Consider the following 14,915-nt stretch of genomic DNA (forward strand, 5'->3'; position numbering starts at 1 on the left):
CGCGATGCGCCACGCTGACCGGCGCTTCTTCACAGCTGCGCAGTTCAACAATGCAGTCATCGGCGGCGAGCTGTTGCGGGTCAATAAACGGCACCGCATGTTCCGGCTCTTCCGCATCATCAAAGCGGAACGGGCGAAAATGCCAGTTCACGAAGTCGCAGTTCACCAGACAACCGAGCGGTGATGGCTGCAATTCCAGCAGCACGCTGAGCGCCATCTGCGCCTGCATCGCTCCAAGCGTCGCCACCGCTGGGCCCATCACGCCCGCGGTGTTGCAGTTCGCCGCCGATGACGGCAAACGCGGGAACACGGCGCGGTAGCTCGGCGCGCCGCCACAGAATCCGCCGACGTAACCTTGCCTACCCAGCACCGAGGCGCTGATCAGCGGCATGCCCGCCTTCATGCAAGCATCCGAAAGTTGGTAGGTGACGGCAAAGTTATCGGCGGCGTCGATCACCAGATCGCATCCCGCCAGCGCCTGCTGCACGTTGCTGGCGCTCAGTGACTGCTGCAGCGCCTCGATCTGCACTTGCGGATTGCGTTGCTGCAATGCCTGCTGCGCGCGCAGCACTTTGGGCTGGTCGATATCCTGCTCAGTAAACAGCGTTTGCCGATGCAGGTTATGCAGCGCCACCACATCGTCGTCATACAGCCGAATATGGCCGACGCCCGCGCCCACCAGCTGCGGCAGTAGCGTAGCACCTAATCCACCCGCGCCCGCCACCAGCACGCGCGCGTCGAGCAGCTTCTGCTGCCCTGCTTCGCCGATTTCCGCCAGCATCATCTGGCGTTGATAACGTTGCATGTTTGCCTGCCTCAACTCAGATTTGCCAGGCCAAAAATCGGCGTGGACGCAGCGGCCATATCGCGCTTCTCCATCAGTCCGGCAGCGCGCGCGGCTTGCCCGGCTTCAATCGCCAGACGGAAGGCATTGGCCATGCCGATCGGATCGCCCGCTTTGGCGACGGCGGTGTTGAGCAGAATGCCATCAAAGCCCATCTCCATCGCCTGCGCCGCCTGCGACGGCGCGCCAATGCCGGCATCTATGATCAGCGGAATGTTGCTGAACCACGCGCGCATGGCACGCAGGCCGTCGATGTTACGTAAACCCTGACCGGAACCAATCGGCGCGCCCCACGGCATCAACAGTTCGCAGCCCGCCGCCAGCAGTTTTTCGCCGACGATCAGATCTTCAGTGGTGTAAGGAAACACCTGAAAACCCTCTGCGCTGAGGATGCGCGCGGCTTCCACCAGCGCGAAAGGATCGGGCTGCAGCGTGTCGGCATGACCAATCACTTCCAGCTTGATCCACGCGGTGTTGAACAGTTCGCGCGCCATGTGCGCGGTGGTGACGGCTTCTTTCACCGTGTGACAACCGGCGGTATTCGGTAACACGCGGATGTTGAGGCCGGTCAGCAATTCACGGAAAGCCGCGCCCGCCGCGCCTTCGCGCCGCAAACTAACGGTGATGATGTCGGTGCCGGAGGCGGCAATCGCCTGCTGCAAAATGGCGGGCGAAGGATAACCGGCGGTGCCGAGCAGGAAGCGCGATTGCGGGTCAAAACCGTAAAACATCGCTTAACCTCCCTGCATCGGTGACAGTACTTCGAGCTGGCAACCTTCATCCAGCAGCTGCGTGTGGTACTGGCTTTTTGGCACAAACGCACCGTTGTAGGCGGTGGCGACGCAGGCCGCGTCAATTTGCTGCTCGATCAGTAATTCGCTCAGGCTGTTTGCCTGCGTGTTGATGATGCGGCCGTTAAGCTGAATGTTCATTGTTAAGTTCCCCAGAAAGACGCTGCATCAGCTGCTCTGCCAGCATCGGTGCCAGCAGAAAACCGTGGCGATACATGCCGTTGAGATAAAAGGTGTGGTTGTGATAGTGGATTTCCGGCAGATTCGCCGGATAAGCCGGACGCAGCCCGCTGCCGCTCTCAATGACGCGCGCTTCGGCTAAAGCCGGATGAATGGCGTAGGCGGCGCTGAGCAACTCCATCATGGCGCGCGCGCTGATGGCGCTGGCGTCGTCGCTCTCGATCATGGTGGCGCCGAGCATAAAGTGGCCGCCGCGTCGCGGCACCAAATAGCAGGGAAAACGCGGATGCAGCAGACGAATCGGGCGGGAAAACTGCACGTCTTCGCTGTGCAGAATCAGCATTTCGCCGCGCACCGCACGCAGGCGCGGCAGTTCCGGCGCGGCGTGAATGCCGCGACAATCGATAATCTGGCCGCTCGGCGCACGATTGTTGAATGGTACGCCGCGTGCGATCAGCGTGTCTCGCATCTCCTGCAACGCCAGACGCGGATCGAGATGCGCTTCCCCGGCGAAAAACAGACCGCGTGCAAAGCGCCCTTCCAGCGCCGGTTCGATGTCGGCGGGATCGACCCATTGGTGCTGCTCGGTCATACGGGCGAAACGGTTGAGTTCCTGGCTATCGCGCGGCGGCGCAACCACCAACGTGCCCTGATGCTTTACGCTGCTGACGCGCTGTTGCCACCATGCGGTGGCGTGTTGTCCAAGGGTGATGACGTCGCGCGGCGCACTTTCGGCTTCACACCAGGGTGCCAGCATGCCGCCAGCAAACCACGATGCCGGGCGGCGCGCGTCATCGCCAATCACTTCGACGTCTTCGCCGCGTTCCGCCAGCAACGTAGCCACGCACAAGCCCGCCACGCCGCAGCCGAGCACGCTCCAGCGGCTCACAGCGCCGGTTCCGGGATGTTCAAAAAGGGGGAATTCACATCGGCCTCTCAGTGTTAGCTGAGACCCGCAGATACAGGAGAAGGGAAATGGCGCAACCATCAAGCTAGCCTGAGCGCCAGACAGCCCAATGAACAAGACTGTCAGTCTTCCTACGCCAGTATCAACTGGGTCAGGTTCAAAGGGTCGCTAAGCCGCGCAGTGCGCTATTAGCCTCTCAGTCTCTTTGGCGAGACTCCCCCGACGCGTCTATTTGTATTGCAGGCGATGGTCGCCGTCAAGCGCGGAATAACCAGATGGTTTACAGGGAAATAAGCAGCAAGGCATTTATCGCTACCTGGGCTTTGTGGATCACAAACGTAACATATGGTATACAAACACATTATTTTATGCGCAAGAACCAATTACAGGTGATGTCGGAATATCCATGAAGAATATTAAAATTGCATTTATTAAAGCCGGCTGGCACAAAGAAATTGTCCATAATGCCCTGGTGGGATTTGAAAAAGAATTAGCCGATCAATCCGTTGAAGCGGAATTAAAAGTGCTGGAAGTGCCTGGCGCATTTGAAATGCCGCTGCTGGCTAAGCGTCTGGCTGAAACCGGTAAATACGATGCGATTGTCTGCGCGGCGCTGGTGGTTGACGGCGGTATCTATCGCCATGATTTCGTTGCCGCTGCGGTGGTTGATGGCTTGATGAATGTGCAGCTGACCACCAACGTGCCGGTGTTCTCCGTGTCATTAACGCCGCATAATTTCCAGCCGGTTGATGTTATCGAAAACTTCTATACCGAGCATTTCATTAAGAAAGGTAAAGAAGCCGCGCGCGCTGCGCTGGCTATTCACAATCTGTCGATTGATTAATGCATTAAAAAGGGAGCACCTCATCAGGCGCTCCCTTTTTATTTAATCTGACTTTCTACTATTAATATTCAGAATAGTGCCAGCCTCGCTTCACTTAATGTTTCACACTCATCAAATGATTACTTTTCATATGTCGGTGCGTTTCAGATGGATTGATATCGCACGCTTTCGGCAGTAACAGCGTAAAGATTCCCGCAATCACCAGTGAACCCGCTAGCCAGCAGATCGCCACATTTTGGCTATACAGTAGCGTCATGATCCCGACTAAGTACGGTCCGCAGAATCCACCCAGATTACCCAAGCCATTGATCACGCCACGCGCGCTACCCGCCACTTCTGGCGCAGCGATACGTCCGGGAATCGACCAGAACGGGCTGGTTGCCGCTTTGAGGAAAAAGCCGCACACCACCAGCGCGATATAGGCGGCGACGACGTTATTATGCAGCACCACCGATGCCAGCAAGGCAGCGGCAAAACAGAACAGCGACACCATCACCCACAAACGGCGCTTGCCGGTGCGATCGCTTAACCACGAAATAGCGTAGATGCCGAGTACCGTCGCGACAAAAGGAATCGCCGCCAGCAGGCCAACGCCCGCCATGTTGGTACCGGTGAGATTTTTCAGGATACTCGGCAGCCACAGCGTGTAACCGTAATCGCCGGTTTGATAGAAGAAGTTGAGCGCCACTAACTTCATCAGGCCCGAGTTGCGAAACACCGCTTTCAACGGCGCTTTGCTGACCGGTTCCTTTTGCAGATGCTGAGCCTTTTCGCGCGCCAGTTCGCGCAGCAAATACTCCTTTTCTCGCGCCGGTAACCAGCGCGCCTCTTCAGGACGATCGGCGATCACCAGCCACCACACCAGCAGCACCACCGCTGAAAGCAGGCCTTCGATTATGAACAGCCAGCGCCAGTCCAGCACATTGATGATGTAACCCGATATCGGCGCAGTAAACATGCCACCTAACGGCGCGAACATCATGACAAAGGCGTTGGCGCGACCCAGCTCTTTTTCCGGGAACCAGTTGCTGACCATGGTTAACACCACCGGCAGCATGCCGCCTTCGGAAATCCCCAGCACAAAACGCAGCGCCAGCAGCTGATAGTGATTGGTGACAAAACCGGTGGCGATCGACACCACCATCCACGCTACCAACGACCAGGCGATAAAGCGTTTGCCGCTGCCATTCACCGCGATACGTCCGCCTGGCACCTGTAAAAACAGATAACCAATAAAGAAGATACCGCTCACTACGCCGGCCATTTGGCTGGTGATCGCCAAATCCTGATCCATGCCGCCAGGCAGCGCAAAGCTGATATTAACGCGATCCATGAATGAGACAATGCAGGTGATGAGAATCGGGGCGATGACGCGATACCAGCGCGTTCCGGGGATTTTTTCTTGCATGCTGCCCTCTCCATGTTAAGCCGTGATGCTTAGGTTCATTGGCTAACTATTAAAGAGAGTATGGAAATAATTATTGCGATCTTAATCACTGCAATTAATGTTAAGAAAAAGTGTTACAACCGCTGTGATCGCGCATAAAAAAAAGCAGCGCGATGTCTCGCACTGCTCTTTGTTCTCTTTTTAAACATTAACGCTGCGGATGATTCACTTCCAGCGGACGCAGATCAAACACCAGCACTTCCGCATCATCACCATTAGCAAACTGCAGCGCACTTTCGTTGCGAACGCGTGCGCCGTCGCCTTCTTTGAACTTCACGCCATTCACTTCAATGCTGCCGCGTGCTACGTGAATGTAGGCGTAACGATCGGCATCCAGCGCGAAGGTTTGCTGCTCGACACCGTCAAACAGTCCGGCATAAATGCGGATATCCTGACGCACGCTGAGTGAACCGTTTTCCCCTTCCGGCGAAATAATCAGGCGCAGCTGACCGCGTTTGTCACTTTCCGAGACCGAAACCTGCTGATAACCCGGAGGTGAATTACGTTCGCCAGGCACGATCCAGATCTGCAGGAAGTGCACGTTGTCGGTTTTCGAGTGGTTGAACTCGCTGTGCGTCACGCCGCTACCGGCGCTCATCAACTGCACATCACCCGGCACAATCACCGAACCGGTGCCCATGGAGTCTTTATGCTCCAGCGCACCTTCCAGTACGTAGGAGATGATCTCCATGTTGTTGTGCGGATGCGCGCCAAAGCCGCGACCCGGTGCAACACGGTCATCATTGATCACCAGCAAATCTGAGAAACCGGTTTGTTTTGGATCCCAGTAACTGGCGAAAGAGAACGTATGATGCGAATTCAACCAACCGTGGTCACCCACTCCGCGTTGTTCTGACAGGCGTTGTTCAATCATGGTCTGCTCCTCAAATTTGCTGTTGGGGGGCGATTGCCCTTCCCGTTGCAGATAAGTATACGTAAACTGATTTGCCTAACAATGCGTCATAATGACAATGACTGTCACCGATAAGTGGACAATATGCAGATTGAAGATCTCCGCATTTATGTAGCCGTGATCAAAGCCGGTAACTTCACCGCCGCCGCTGAACAGCTGATGCTGTCGAAGCAGTATGTCAGTCGCCGCATCGCCGCGCTGGAGGAGTCGCTCGGCGCGCGGCTGCTGAATCGCAACACGCGTAAATTGTCGGTGACCGATAACGGTCAGCTGTTTGCGCAGCACGCGCAGCGCATTTTGGATGATGTGCAGGAAGCCGAACTGGCGGTATCGGGGCGTCGGCAAGTGCTGCAAGGCAGCTTCCGCCTGAGCGTGCCGATGTCGTTTGGCATCAGCCATCTGTCGCCGTTTATTGCCGAGTTTCTTAGCCTGCATCCGGGCTTGCAGTTTCAGGTTGAGCTGGCGGACCGGCATGTCGATATGGTCGGCGAAGGATTTGATATGGCGATCCGCATCGGTACGCTGCCCGATTCGAGCCTGATCGCTAAGCGGCTGGGCGAGTTTCGCCGCGTGATCTGCGGCAGCCCATCATACCTGCAAGGCGCAGGCGCGCCGCGTACGCCAGAAGAATTGAGCGAGCATTTATGCCTGCGTTACGGACGCGAAAGCCAAACCGGCTGGGAACTGTTTAACGGCGACCAGCGCAAAGTGATCAGCGTGCATGGGCCGATGGTGAGTAATAACGGGGAAATGCTGCGCGACGCAGCGGTGGCGGGATTGGGGCTGATTCTGTTGCCGGAGTTTATTGTGGCACCGGCGCTGGCAAGCGGTGAGCTGGTGACGGTGTTAGAAGAGTGGCAACCGACCTCGCTGCATCTCAATGCGCTCTATCCGCAGCATCGCCAACGCAGTGAGATCAATCGAGTGTTTATGACGTTTTTGCAGCAGAAGTTGGCTTAATTTGACCAGGTGCGCATAAATGCGCACCCTACAAAACCCAAAACCCTATAATCGCGCATCCCACGCTTTCGTAGGGTCGCCATTAATGGCGACCGAAACGTGTTAATGACTTTCGTGCGCAAAGGTAATCGATTTACGGCGTGCATCGCGCATCGCCACCGCATGAATCAGCAGACCCAATACCGCGAGAATCGCGCCCACCCAACCGGTAGATTGCCATCCTAAACCAGCGGAAATGGTCACGCCGCCCAGCCACGCGCCCAGTGCGTTGGCGAGGTTAAACGCCGAATGGTTCATCGCCGCCGCCATGGTTTGCGCATCACCAGCGACATCCATCAAACGGATCTGCAGCACCGCTGCCAGCGCCACCATGGTGCCCACCAGCATCACGTTGATGGCGCCTGCCAGCGCATAGTGCGCGGCAAACACGAAGGCGCTGAGCACCAGAAATGACCAAATCAGCAAAATGCGAATGGTCTTTTCAATGCCGCGATCGGCCAGACGACCACCGGCGATGTTGCCGATGATCATACCCAAACCAAACAGCGCCAGCACCGCCGGAATCCAGCTTACCGGCATCTGCGCCAGTTCGGTCATGGTCGGTTTCACGTAGCTAAACACCGAGAACAAACCGCCGCTGCCTACCGCGCCAATCGCCAGCGTCAGCAATACCTGTTTGCGCGTCAGCGCCGACAATTCGCGCAGCGGGCTGGCATTTTTGTCGCCCGCCACGTTTGGCACCCACAACCAAATCAGCAGTAAGGTCACCAACGCCAGACCGCCGACAATGGCGAAGGCATCGCGCCAGCCAAACCATTGGCCGATCGCCGTCACGGCGGGCACGCCGAGTAAGTTGGCGATGGTCAGGCCAAACAGCACCATCGATACCGCTTGCGCGCGTTTGCGCCGTTCCACCAAACCCGCTGCGACTAAAGCCGCCACGCCAAAGAAAGTGCCGTGCGGGAAACCGGCGAGGAAACGCGCCAGCAGCATTGAGTAGTAACCCGGCGCAATGGCGCTCAGCAGGTTGCCCGCAGCAAACAGGCCCATCAGCGTCATCAGGAAATTACGGCGTGAGGCGCGTGCGCCCAGCACTGCCAGCAGCGGCGCACCAATCACCACGCCAAGCGCATAGATACTGATGAGATGCCCGGCTGAGGGGATCGAAACGTTGAGGCCTTTGGCTGCATCGGGCAGCAGGCCCATGATGACGAATTCGCCGGTACCAATGGCAAAGCCGCCGGTGCCGAGCGCGAACAAGGCTTTTAGCACGCTCTGACGCGGCAGCGATGCCTCATCCGGCAGCTGAGTAAGTTGGGGTTGTACTGATGACATGAGTTTTCCGAACCGCAAGTGAAGAACTCAGTCAGGATCGTGATTGCCTGAAACAATCATCGTCAGGACTGAGAAGAGTGAGCGGCATATGATAGCGCAAATATGGGTGAAGGGTTGGCGTTACGGTGCGGCAGCGCTTTGGCAGAGGTCGCCATGAATGGCGACCCTACAAGGATTGGTGCATTTATGCGCGCCTGGTTAAATCACGCGCCAACAGGGCCGCGCCCATCATGCCGCCGTGATGCGCGAACTCGCCTGGCACCACTAAGCGATGCGCGGTGCGGCGCAGCACGTAGCCCTGCACCACCTCATCTAACGCCGCAATCAGCGGAACCACCGATGCCAATCCACCGCCAACCGCCACGCGTGACGCGCCGGTGATGTTGATGCTGTACGCCAGCGGCTGGCCGACAATTTGCAGCCATGCCTGAATGGTTTGCTGCGCCTGCGCATCCTGCTGCTGCCAGCGTTCAATGATCTCCACGCTGCTCGCCGTGCGGTCGTGCAACGTTTGATGCAGATTTTCCAGCCCGCGCGCCCCGCCGTAGCTGTCGAGGCAGCCTCTTTGGCCGCACGGACACGCCTTGCGCGGCAGTCGTCGCGCGACGCCATCGATCTCCACTTCAGTTAGCGTGATCGGCCCATGTCCCCATTCGCCGGTCAAACCGTTCTGCCCGGTGATGATGCGGCCATCCGCCACCAATCCGCCGCCAACGCCTGAACCGAGAATCGCGCCAAATACCACTTTGTGCCCCTTGCCCGCACCCGCCAGCGCTTCCGCCAGCGTGAAACAGTCGGCATCGTTATGCACAATCACCTCGCGTTGCAGGATCGCGCCAAGCTCTTTTGCCAAACTGCGCTGATGAAACGCGGGAATATTGCTGGCAAACATCTCGCCGGAATCCGGTGCCACAATGCCCGCCGTAGAGATCGCCACCGGACTGCTGGTAGTAAAATGCAGGTGGTGTTGGGCAATCATGCGACTCACCAGCGCGGTGAACTCGTCCCAGCTGGTCGCTGGGATTTTATGCTGATCGAGAATCGTTAATTCATCCTGCGCATTCATCACGCCTAACTTGATAAAAGAGCCGCCCAGATCGAGGCAAATCACCGCAGATTGTTTACTCATAAACGTTTATCCATCACATCACGCAAACCGTCGCCCAGCACATTGAAGCCCAGCACGGTAATCAAAATCGCCAATCCGGGGAAGAGTGACACATAAATATTCAGGCCGAGGAAGTTGCGCCCATCGCTCATCATGGTGCCCCACTCTGGCATCGGTGGCTGCACGCCTAAACCGAGGAATGACAGGCTGGCGGCAGACAACACCACCGCGCCCGCCGTCAGCGTCGATTGCACAATCAGCGGACCAATTGAATTACGCAGAATGTAGTGGGTAATGATGCGCGGATAGCGCACGCCGAGCATGTGCGCCGCTTCGATGTACTCCATGTTCTTCAGGCCCAGCGTCAGGTTACGGCTCAAACGCGCATAGACAGGAATTGAGAACAACGAGATGGCGATCAGCATATTGGTCAGTCCTTCGCCGAGCACGCTAACAATCAAAATCGCCAGCACGATGCCGGGAAAGGCGAAGATGATATCCATCACCCACATGATCAGCGCATCAATTTTGCGTCCGGCTAAGCCAGAAATGATGCCAAGCGGAATGCCGATAACCATTGAAATTGCTACGCTCAAGCTCACTTCAAACAACGTAATGCGCGCGCCGAAAATCACGCGCGAGAAAATGTCGCGGCCATAATCGTCGGTGCCAAACCAGTGCGCGGCCGACGGCGTTTGCAAGGTATTCAGCAAATCCTGCTCCACCGGATCCCAATGCGTAATCAGCGGAGCCAGCGCGGCGGCGAGCACCACCAGCAGCACCAGCGCACCGCCGATGGCAATGGATGGATTGGCTATCAGGATGCTGAGCAGGTGTCGGCTGCGCGAACGCGGCGGCAGCACAGAAGTTTCAATGCTGTTCATCAGTCGAACCTTATTTTTGGATTGAGCAGGCCAATCAGGATTTCGCCGACCAGATTCATCAGCACCACGCCGGTAACCGCCACCAGCGTCACGCCCTGAATCACCGGATAATCGCGGTAGCGCACAGAATCCACCAACAAGCGGCCAATGCCAGGCCAGTTGAACACCGATTCGGTCACCACCGCGCCGCCAATCAGGCTGCCGAAGTTGAGCGCCACGATGGTCACAATCGGGATCAGCGCATTACGCAGCGCGTGCTTCCAGTTAATGCTGGCAGAGGATAATCCCTTGGCTTTGGCGGTGCGGATGTAATCCTGGCTCAGCACATCCAGCATGCTGGAACGCGTCATGCGCGCAATCATCGCCATCGGCAAAATCGCCAGCGTGACAGTCGGCATGATGTAGTTTTTCCACGAATCAGCACCTAACAGCGGTAACCAGCCCAGCTCAACGGCGAAGTAATTCATCGCCAGCAGCGCCAGCCAGAAGTTGGCAATCGACGCACCGGCAATGGTCAACACCATCACAATTTGATCGGGAATGCGCTGGCGATAGATGGCGCCGGTCATGCCCGCCGGCACACCAATCGCAATCGCCAACAGATACGCCAGTGCAGCCAGCGATAAGGTGTACGGCAACCGCTCGCTGATCTCGGTCATCACCGGACGCTGCGACTGCAACGACAAGCCGAGGTTGCCGTGCAGCGCTTCCGCCGCGAATTTGACATATTGCAGCGGCAGCGGCCGATCCAGCCCCAGCCGCACGCGCATATGGTCCACAGCTTCCTGCGGCGCTTCTGGTCCCGCCATCAGCCGCGCCGGATCGCCTGGCAGCGCGCGGATGGCGATGAACACGATAATCGACACGCCGAAAATGATTAACGGCAGCGAAAGCACCTTTTTTGCGACGTACGCTTTCATATCACATCAACCATTGGGTTATTGCTTCACCGCGTCGCGTACGACGATTTGTCCGCCTGGCTGCATCACTACGCCGCTGATATTTTTACGTGCGGCATAGAGATCATCCTGATAGAACAACAGCACCTGCGGCGCTAATCCGCTGATCTGTTTTTGCGCCTGGAAATAGAGATCTTTGCGTTTGGCATCGTCGAGCGTCGATGCAGCGGTATCGATCAGTTCATCGGTTTGCTTGTCGCTAAAGAAGCCCAGATTGGCCCCGCCCGGCGCAAAGCTGCTGGTGTGATAGAGCGGACGCAGCTGCAGATCCGAACCATATAAACCGGAGGACCAGGACGCCAGTACCGCATCGGTGCCCTGCGCAGCTTTCTCTTTGCCATCGGCAAACGCCGCTTTGGTCCACACGCCGCTCTCCATCTGGCGCACGTTGAGTTTCACGCCGATTTTGCTCCACATGCCCTGCAGCACTTGTGCGGTACGCGCATCCGGAGCTTGCACCGCGATCGACATTGGGAAACCGTCGGCGTAGCCCGCCGCTTTCAGCAGATCTTTGGCTTTTTGCAGATCATACGGATAGTCATGCAGCGCTTTGTCGTAGTTCGGATCGACCGGTGCCAGCGCGGAGTTCGCCGGTTGTGCATAACCAAACATGATGGCTTTCACCAGCGCCTGCTGGTCGGTGGCGAGATTCAGCGCCTGACGTACGCGCACATCACTCAGCGCTTTGCTTTGGGTGTTGAGATCGACCCAGAACACCGCCGCACCCGGCGACTGTTTGAGATTAACGTTGGGGTTGTTTTTCAACATGCCGGCAAACTGCGGCGGCACCGGGTTAATAATATCAACCTGCCCCGATTGCAACGCCATATTCATCACTGAAGGCTCGCTGCTCCACGTCCATTTAATTTCATCCGGACCGGAAGATTTCCCCCAATAGTCGGGATTCTTTTTTTCAAGCACATATTCGCCGGATTTGTACTGCACCAGTTTATAAGGACCGGTGCCGTCGGCTTTATTGTTAATACTGCCTGCTTTATCCGCCGTTGGACTCACCATTAATCCCGGACCGGAGGCTAAAACAGTTAAAAAGGCCGGGTTAATTTTTTTTAGCTGAAACGTGACAGTGAGATCGTCTTTTTTCTTCACGTCCTGAATAAAGGTACGAATTTTCCCGCTACCGGCTAAACCGCGCTGCGAATTTAAATGACGCTGGAAGTTTTCTACCACCGCATCGGCATTAAATGGCGTGCCGTCGTGGAATTTCACATTTGGCCGCAGGGTAAAGGTCCAGTTAAGTCCGCTGTCATCGGATGTCCAGGACAATGCCAGCGCCGGAATGATTTTGCCGTCATCACCGAGACGCGTCAGGCCTTCGTACATCGGGTCCAGCACCGTGCCGGTGAAGGTCGCGGTTTGGTTGCCGGGGTCCATGCTGCGCGGTGGTTCGTTTTGCATGATCACCAGTTGGCTGGCAAATACGGAGGCGCTTGCCATCGACGCAATTAAACAACCGGCCAGCGTCAGTACCTTGAAATGCTTGTGTTTGCTTTCCATGAAGACCCTCAATGAATCATTGAAACGATCGGTGAAATATCCACGCTATATAAGCCACACTCGCTAAACAAAAGCCAATAGGTTGGTTCATATAATTTACTTATAATCAGATCTGCATTCAGAAATTTAACTAAATATCGTTGTATTTGTTTTCTGTCCTTATTATTGTCAGCGCATAGTGCTAACGCCGTGAGAACCTCAATGCTCAATGCCCACCAGCAACAAATTCTGCGCTTACTTATTGCGTCGCATGGCATGAGCCGCACCGCGCTTGCGGAAAAAATGAAATTAAGCAAAGCCGCCATTAGCCCGCTGGTGAAAGAGATGCTGCAGGCTGGATTATTGGAAGAGAGCGTTCCAGAATCCAGCGGCCAGGGTCGTCCATCGGTGTTATTAAAAATGCGTGCCGATAGCGCCTATTTTCTTGGTGCCTCGCTGATTGGCGAGCGCGTGGTGTTAGTGCTGATTGATATGCACGGCCGCACGCTGGCCACCACGCAAATGCCGTTGAATCTCGATCCGCCGCAGCTGGCAAAAATGATTGCGGCGGCGATTCCCGATCTGATTGCGCAGAAATCGATTTCGCAGGATCAGCTGATTGGGTTGGGCGTGACGCTGTCCGGATTTGTCGATGAAAATCAGGCCATTTGCGTGCAGTCGGCGCTGCTGGGCTGGAAAAATGTGCCGCTGGCGGAACTGTTGAAACAGCAAACCGGGCTGGAAGTGTCGTTAGAAAACGATGCCAAGGCGTTAGCGGTGAGCGAGAAGATTTTCGGCGTGGCGAAAAAGGCGCGCAACTTCACCCTGATTTCCCACGGTGACGGCATTGGTTCGGCACACTTCTTTCAGGGCCAGCTGCATCGTGGCGCACACGGCGCTGCCGGTGAAATCGCCCACTGCACCATCGAACCCGGTGGACGTCCGTGCCGCTGCGGCAAACGCGGCTGCCTCGATACGCTGGCCTCGTTAACCGCCATCCGCGAAAGCGTGCGTGACAAAGCGCTGGAGAGCGAATCGATTGCCGAGCTGGAAGCGCTGGCAGTGAAAGGCAACAGCGCGGCGATTGCCATTCTGCATCAGGCCGGTCATGCGCTGGGTTTATCCATCGCCAATATCATCCAGATGAATGACCCCGAATTAATTGTGATTGCGCATCAACCTAATGCGTTTGATGGCTTGCTGAAAACCGTGGTGATGCAGGCAATCGACAGCCATGTGCTGCCGTCGATCATCGGCAAAACGCCGATCGCCAGCATGGCAATCAACGAAGAGAGCTGGGCCAGAGCCGCAGCCAGTGTGGCGGCGTATCGTTTTATCATTCACTTACCCGACTAGCGGAGGCTGCTATGCGCATTGCTTTTGGTGGAATTCATACTGAGTGCAGTACTTATAATCCGGTGCTGAATTATGCCGACGACTTCCGCATCGTGCGCGGGGATGAACTCACCACCAACCCTTACTTCGCCTTTCTGCAGGATTATGATGCCGCGTTTCTGCCGACCTTCCACGCGCGCGCCATCGCCGGGGGTCCGGTAGCGCGCATCACCTACGACGATTTTAAGCAGGAATTCCTGACGCGCCTCGCAGCACATTTGCCGGTGGATGGCGTCTATCTCGCCATGCACGGCGCGGTCTATGTTGAAGGCATGGAAGATGCCGAAGGCGACTGGATCAGCGCCACGCGCGAGTTGGTTGGCGCGGGTTGCCCGATCACCGTCAGCTACGATCTGCACGGCAATGTCACACAGCGCATCATTGATGCCATCGATATGTTCTCGACTTACCGCACCGCGCCACACATTGATGTCGAAGAAACCATGCGCCGCTCGGTATCGATGCTGGTCAAAAGCCTGCAAACCGGCATCAAACCCGGCGTGGTGTGGGCACCGATTCCGGTGGTATTACCTGGCGAGCGCACCAGTACCGAAGATGAACCGGCTAAAAGTTTGTACGCCCGTTTGCCCGCGATAAACCAGCTGGAGCATATCTGGGATGCCTCGCTGATGGTCGGCTACGTCTGGGCCGATGAACCGCGCGCCACCGCCGCTGCGATCATGACCGGCACCGATGCCGATGTGCTGGCGGAACAGGCGGCAAAACTGGCGCTGGCTTACTGGCAGGCGCGCGATGAATTCAGCTTTGGCTGCGTCACAGGCAGCATTGAAAAGTGCGTCAGCATGGCTATCGCCAGCGAAACCGCGCCGGTGATTCTGGCCGATTCCGGTGAT

At 56.6% G+C, this 14,915-nt stretch carries 15 protein-coding genes and 1 riboswitch; of the genes, 4 read left to right on the forward strand and 11 right to left on the reverse strand.

Features of this window, described 5'->3' with window-relative positions; genetic code table 11:
* The 4 genes from RTM06_RS01025 to RTM06_RS01040 form a co-directional block, all read right to left on the reverse strand.
* The coding region (locus tag RTM06_RS01025; RefSeq protein ID WP_312179281.1) for a HesA/MoeB/ThiF family protein at positions 1–805 on the reverse strand (805 nt) is incomplete at its 3' end.
* Between the two features lie 11 nt (positions 806–816).
* Positions 817–1,575: a thiazole synthase gene (locus RTM06_RS01030; protein ID WP_312179283.1), complete on the reverse strand. Its 759-nt coding sequence runs from the start codon at positions 1,573–1,575 to the stop codon at positions 817–819.
* A gap of 3 nt (positions 1,576–1,578) precedes the next feature.
* Positions 1,579–1,776: a sulfur carrier protein ThiS gene (gene thiS / locus RTM06_RS01035; RefSeq protein WP_265302105.1), complete on the reverse strand. Its 198-nt coding sequence runs from the start codon at positions 1,774–1,776 to the stop codon at positions 1,579–1,581.
* On the reverse strand, positions 1,760–2,704 hold the full coding sequence (locus RTM06_RS01040; RefSeq protein WP_312179287.1) for an FAD-dependent oxidoreductase: 945 nt from the start codon (positions 2,702–2,704) through the stop codon (positions 1,760–1,762). Before RTM06_RS01040 ends, thiS begins: the two co-directional genes overlap by 17 nt.
* A 129-nt stretch (positions 2,705–2,833) precedes the next feature.
* Positions 2,834–2,953: riboswitch (TPP riboswitch) on the reverse strand.
* A gap of 175 nt (positions 2,954–3,128) precedes the next feature.
* Between RTM06_RS01040 and RTM06_RS01045 the strand changes: the two genes are divergently transcribed.
* Complete coding sequence (locus tag RTM06_RS01045) at positions 3,129–3,566, forward strand: 6,7-dimethyl-8-ribityllumazine synthase (protein WP_061719087.1); 438 nt, start codon at positions 3,129–3,131, stop codon at positions 3,564–3,566.
* Positions 3,567–3,660: 94 nt separating this feature from the next.
* Here the strand turns inward: RTM06_RS01045 and RTM06_RS01050 are convergent, their stop codons facing one another.
* Both RTM06_RS01050 and RTM06_RS01055 read right to left on the reverse strand, forming a co-directional pair.
* Positions 3,661–4,974, reverse strand: a complete 1,314-nt coding sequence (locus tag RTM06_RS01050) for an MFS transporter (RefSeq protein WP_312179292.1) — start codon at positions 4,972–4,974, stop codon at positions 3,661–3,663.
* 187 nt (positions 4,975–5,161) lie between these two features.
* The gene (locus tag RTM06_RS01055; protein WP_312179294.1) at positions 5,162–5,887 is read right to left on the reverse strand and encodes a pirin family protein; all 726 of its coding nucleotides are present in this window, start codon (positions 5,885–5,887) and stop codon (positions 5,162–5,164) included.
* Positions 5,888–6,010: 123 nt separating this feature from the next.
* Between RTM06_RS01055 and RTM06_RS01060 the strand changes: the two genes are divergently transcribed.
* Positions 6,011–6,886 (forward strand): LysR substrate-binding domain-containing protein, encoded by an 876-nt coding sequence (locus RTM06_RS01060; protein WP_312179296.1) that lies wholly within the window; start codon positions 6,011–6,013, stop codon positions 6,884–6,886.
* 102 nt (positions 6,887–6,988) lie between these two features.
* On the opposite strand, the gene RTM06_RS01065 is transcribed toward RTM06_RS01060, so the two are convergent.
* The 5 genes from RTM06_RS01065 to RTM06_RS01085 form a co-directional block, all read right to left on the reverse strand.
* Complete coding sequence (locus RTM06_RS01065) at positions 6,989–8,221, reverse strand: MFS transporter (protein WP_101761051.1); 1,233 nt, start codon at positions 8,219–8,221, stop codon at positions 6,989–6,991.
* A gap of 184 nt (positions 8,222–8,405) precedes the next feature.
* Positions 8,406–9,350 carry an ROK family protein gene (locus tag RTM06_RS01070; protein WP_312179301.1) on the reverse strand — a complete coding sequence of 315 codons (945 nt, stop codon included), beginning with the start codon at positions 9,348–9,350 and terminating at the stop codon, positions 8,406–8,408.
* Positions 9,347–10,213 carry an ABC transporter permease gene (locus RTM06_RS01075; protein WP_312179303.1) on the reverse strand — a complete coding sequence of 289 codons (867 nt, stop codon included), beginning with the start codon at positions 10,211–10,213 and terminating at the stop codon, positions 9,347–9,349. The genes RTM06_RS01070 and RTM06_RS01075 overlap by 4 nt, the downstream gene beginning before the upstream one ends.
* On the reverse strand, positions 10,213–11,133 hold the full coding sequence (locus RTM06_RS01080) for an ABC transporter permease (protein WP_293792526.1): 921 nt from the start codon (positions 11,131–11,133) through the stop codon (positions 10,213–10,215). The genes RTM06_RS01075 and RTM06_RS01080 overlap by 1 nt, the downstream gene beginning before the upstream one ends.
* Before the next feature lie 18 nt (positions 11,134–11,151).
* Positions 11,152–12,687, reverse strand: a complete 1,536-nt coding sequence (locus RTM06_RS01085; RefSeq protein ID WP_312179308.1) for an ABC transporter substrate-binding protein — start codon at positions 12,685–12,687, stop codon at positions 11,152–11,154.
* Between the two features lie 201 nt (positions 12,688–12,888).
* Here RTM06_RS01085 and RTM06_RS01090 point away from each other — a divergent pair, with 201 nt between their 5' ends.
* A complete protein-coding gene (locus RTM06_RS01090) occupies positions 12,889–14,022 on the forward strand; it encodes an ROK family transcriptional regulator (RefSeq protein WP_312179310.1) in 1,134 nt (377 codons plus the stop codon).
* Between the two features lie 11 nt (positions 14,023–14,033).
* The coding region (locus tag RTM06_RS01095; protein WP_312179311.1) for a M81 family metallopeptidase at positions 14,034–14,915 on the forward strand (882 nt) is incomplete at its 3' end.

The sequence above is a fragment of the Pantoea sp. CTOTU46764 genome (genome assembly GCF_031974595.1).
Lineage (GTDB): Bacteria > Pseudomonadota > Gammaproteobacteria > Enterobacterales > Enterobacteriaceae > Pantoea > Pantoea trifolii.

Coding starts and splice junctions, on each gene's coding strand:
- RTM06_RS01085 (WP_312179308.1), bottom strand. CDS start 12,687: ATGGAAAGCAAACACAAGCATTTCAAGGTACTGACGCTGGCCGGTTGT.
- thiS (WP_265302105.1), bottom strand. CDS start 1,776: ATGAACATTCAGCTTAACGGCCGCATCATCAACACGCAGGCAAACAGC.
- RTM06_RS01080 (WP_293792526.1), bottom strand. CDS start 11,133: ATGAAAGCGTACGTCGCAAAAAAGGTGCTTTCGCTGCCGTTAATCATT.
- RTM06_RS01060 (WP_312179296.1), top strand. CDS start 6,011: ATGCAGATTGAAGATCTCCGCATTTATGTAGCCGTGATCAAAGCCGGT.
- RTM06_RS01065 (WP_101761051.1), bottom strand. CDS start 8,221: ATGTCATCAGTACAACCCCAACTTACTCAGCTGCCGGATGAGGCATCG.
- RTM06_RS01045 (WP_061719087.1), top strand. CDS start 3,129: ATGAAGAATATTAAAATTGCATTTATTAAAGCCGGCTGGCACAAAGAA.
- RTM06_RS01030 (WP_312179283.1), bottom strand. CDS start 1,575: ATGTTTTACGGTTTTGACCCGCAATCGCGCTTCCTGCTCGGCACCGCC.
- RTM06_RS01075 (WP_312179303.1), bottom strand. CDS start 10,213: ATGAACAGCATTGAAACTTCTGTGCTGCCGCCGCGTTCGCGCAGCCGA.
- RTM06_RS01055 (WP_312179294.1), bottom strand. CDS start 5,887: ATGATTGAACAACGCCTGTCAGAACAACGCGGAGTGGGTGACCACGGT.
- RTM06_RS01090 (WP_312179310.1), top strand. CDS start 12,889: ATGCTCAATGCCCACCAGCAACAAATTCTGCGCTTACTTATTGCGTCG.
- RTM06_RS01050 (WP_312179292.1), bottom strand. CDS start 4,974: ATGCAAGAAAAAATCCCCGGAACGCGCTGGTATCGCGTCATCGCCCCG.
- RTM06_RS01070 (WP_312179301.1), bottom strand. CDS start 9,350: ATGAGTAAACAATCTGCGGTGATTTGCCTCGATCTGGGCGGCTCTTTT.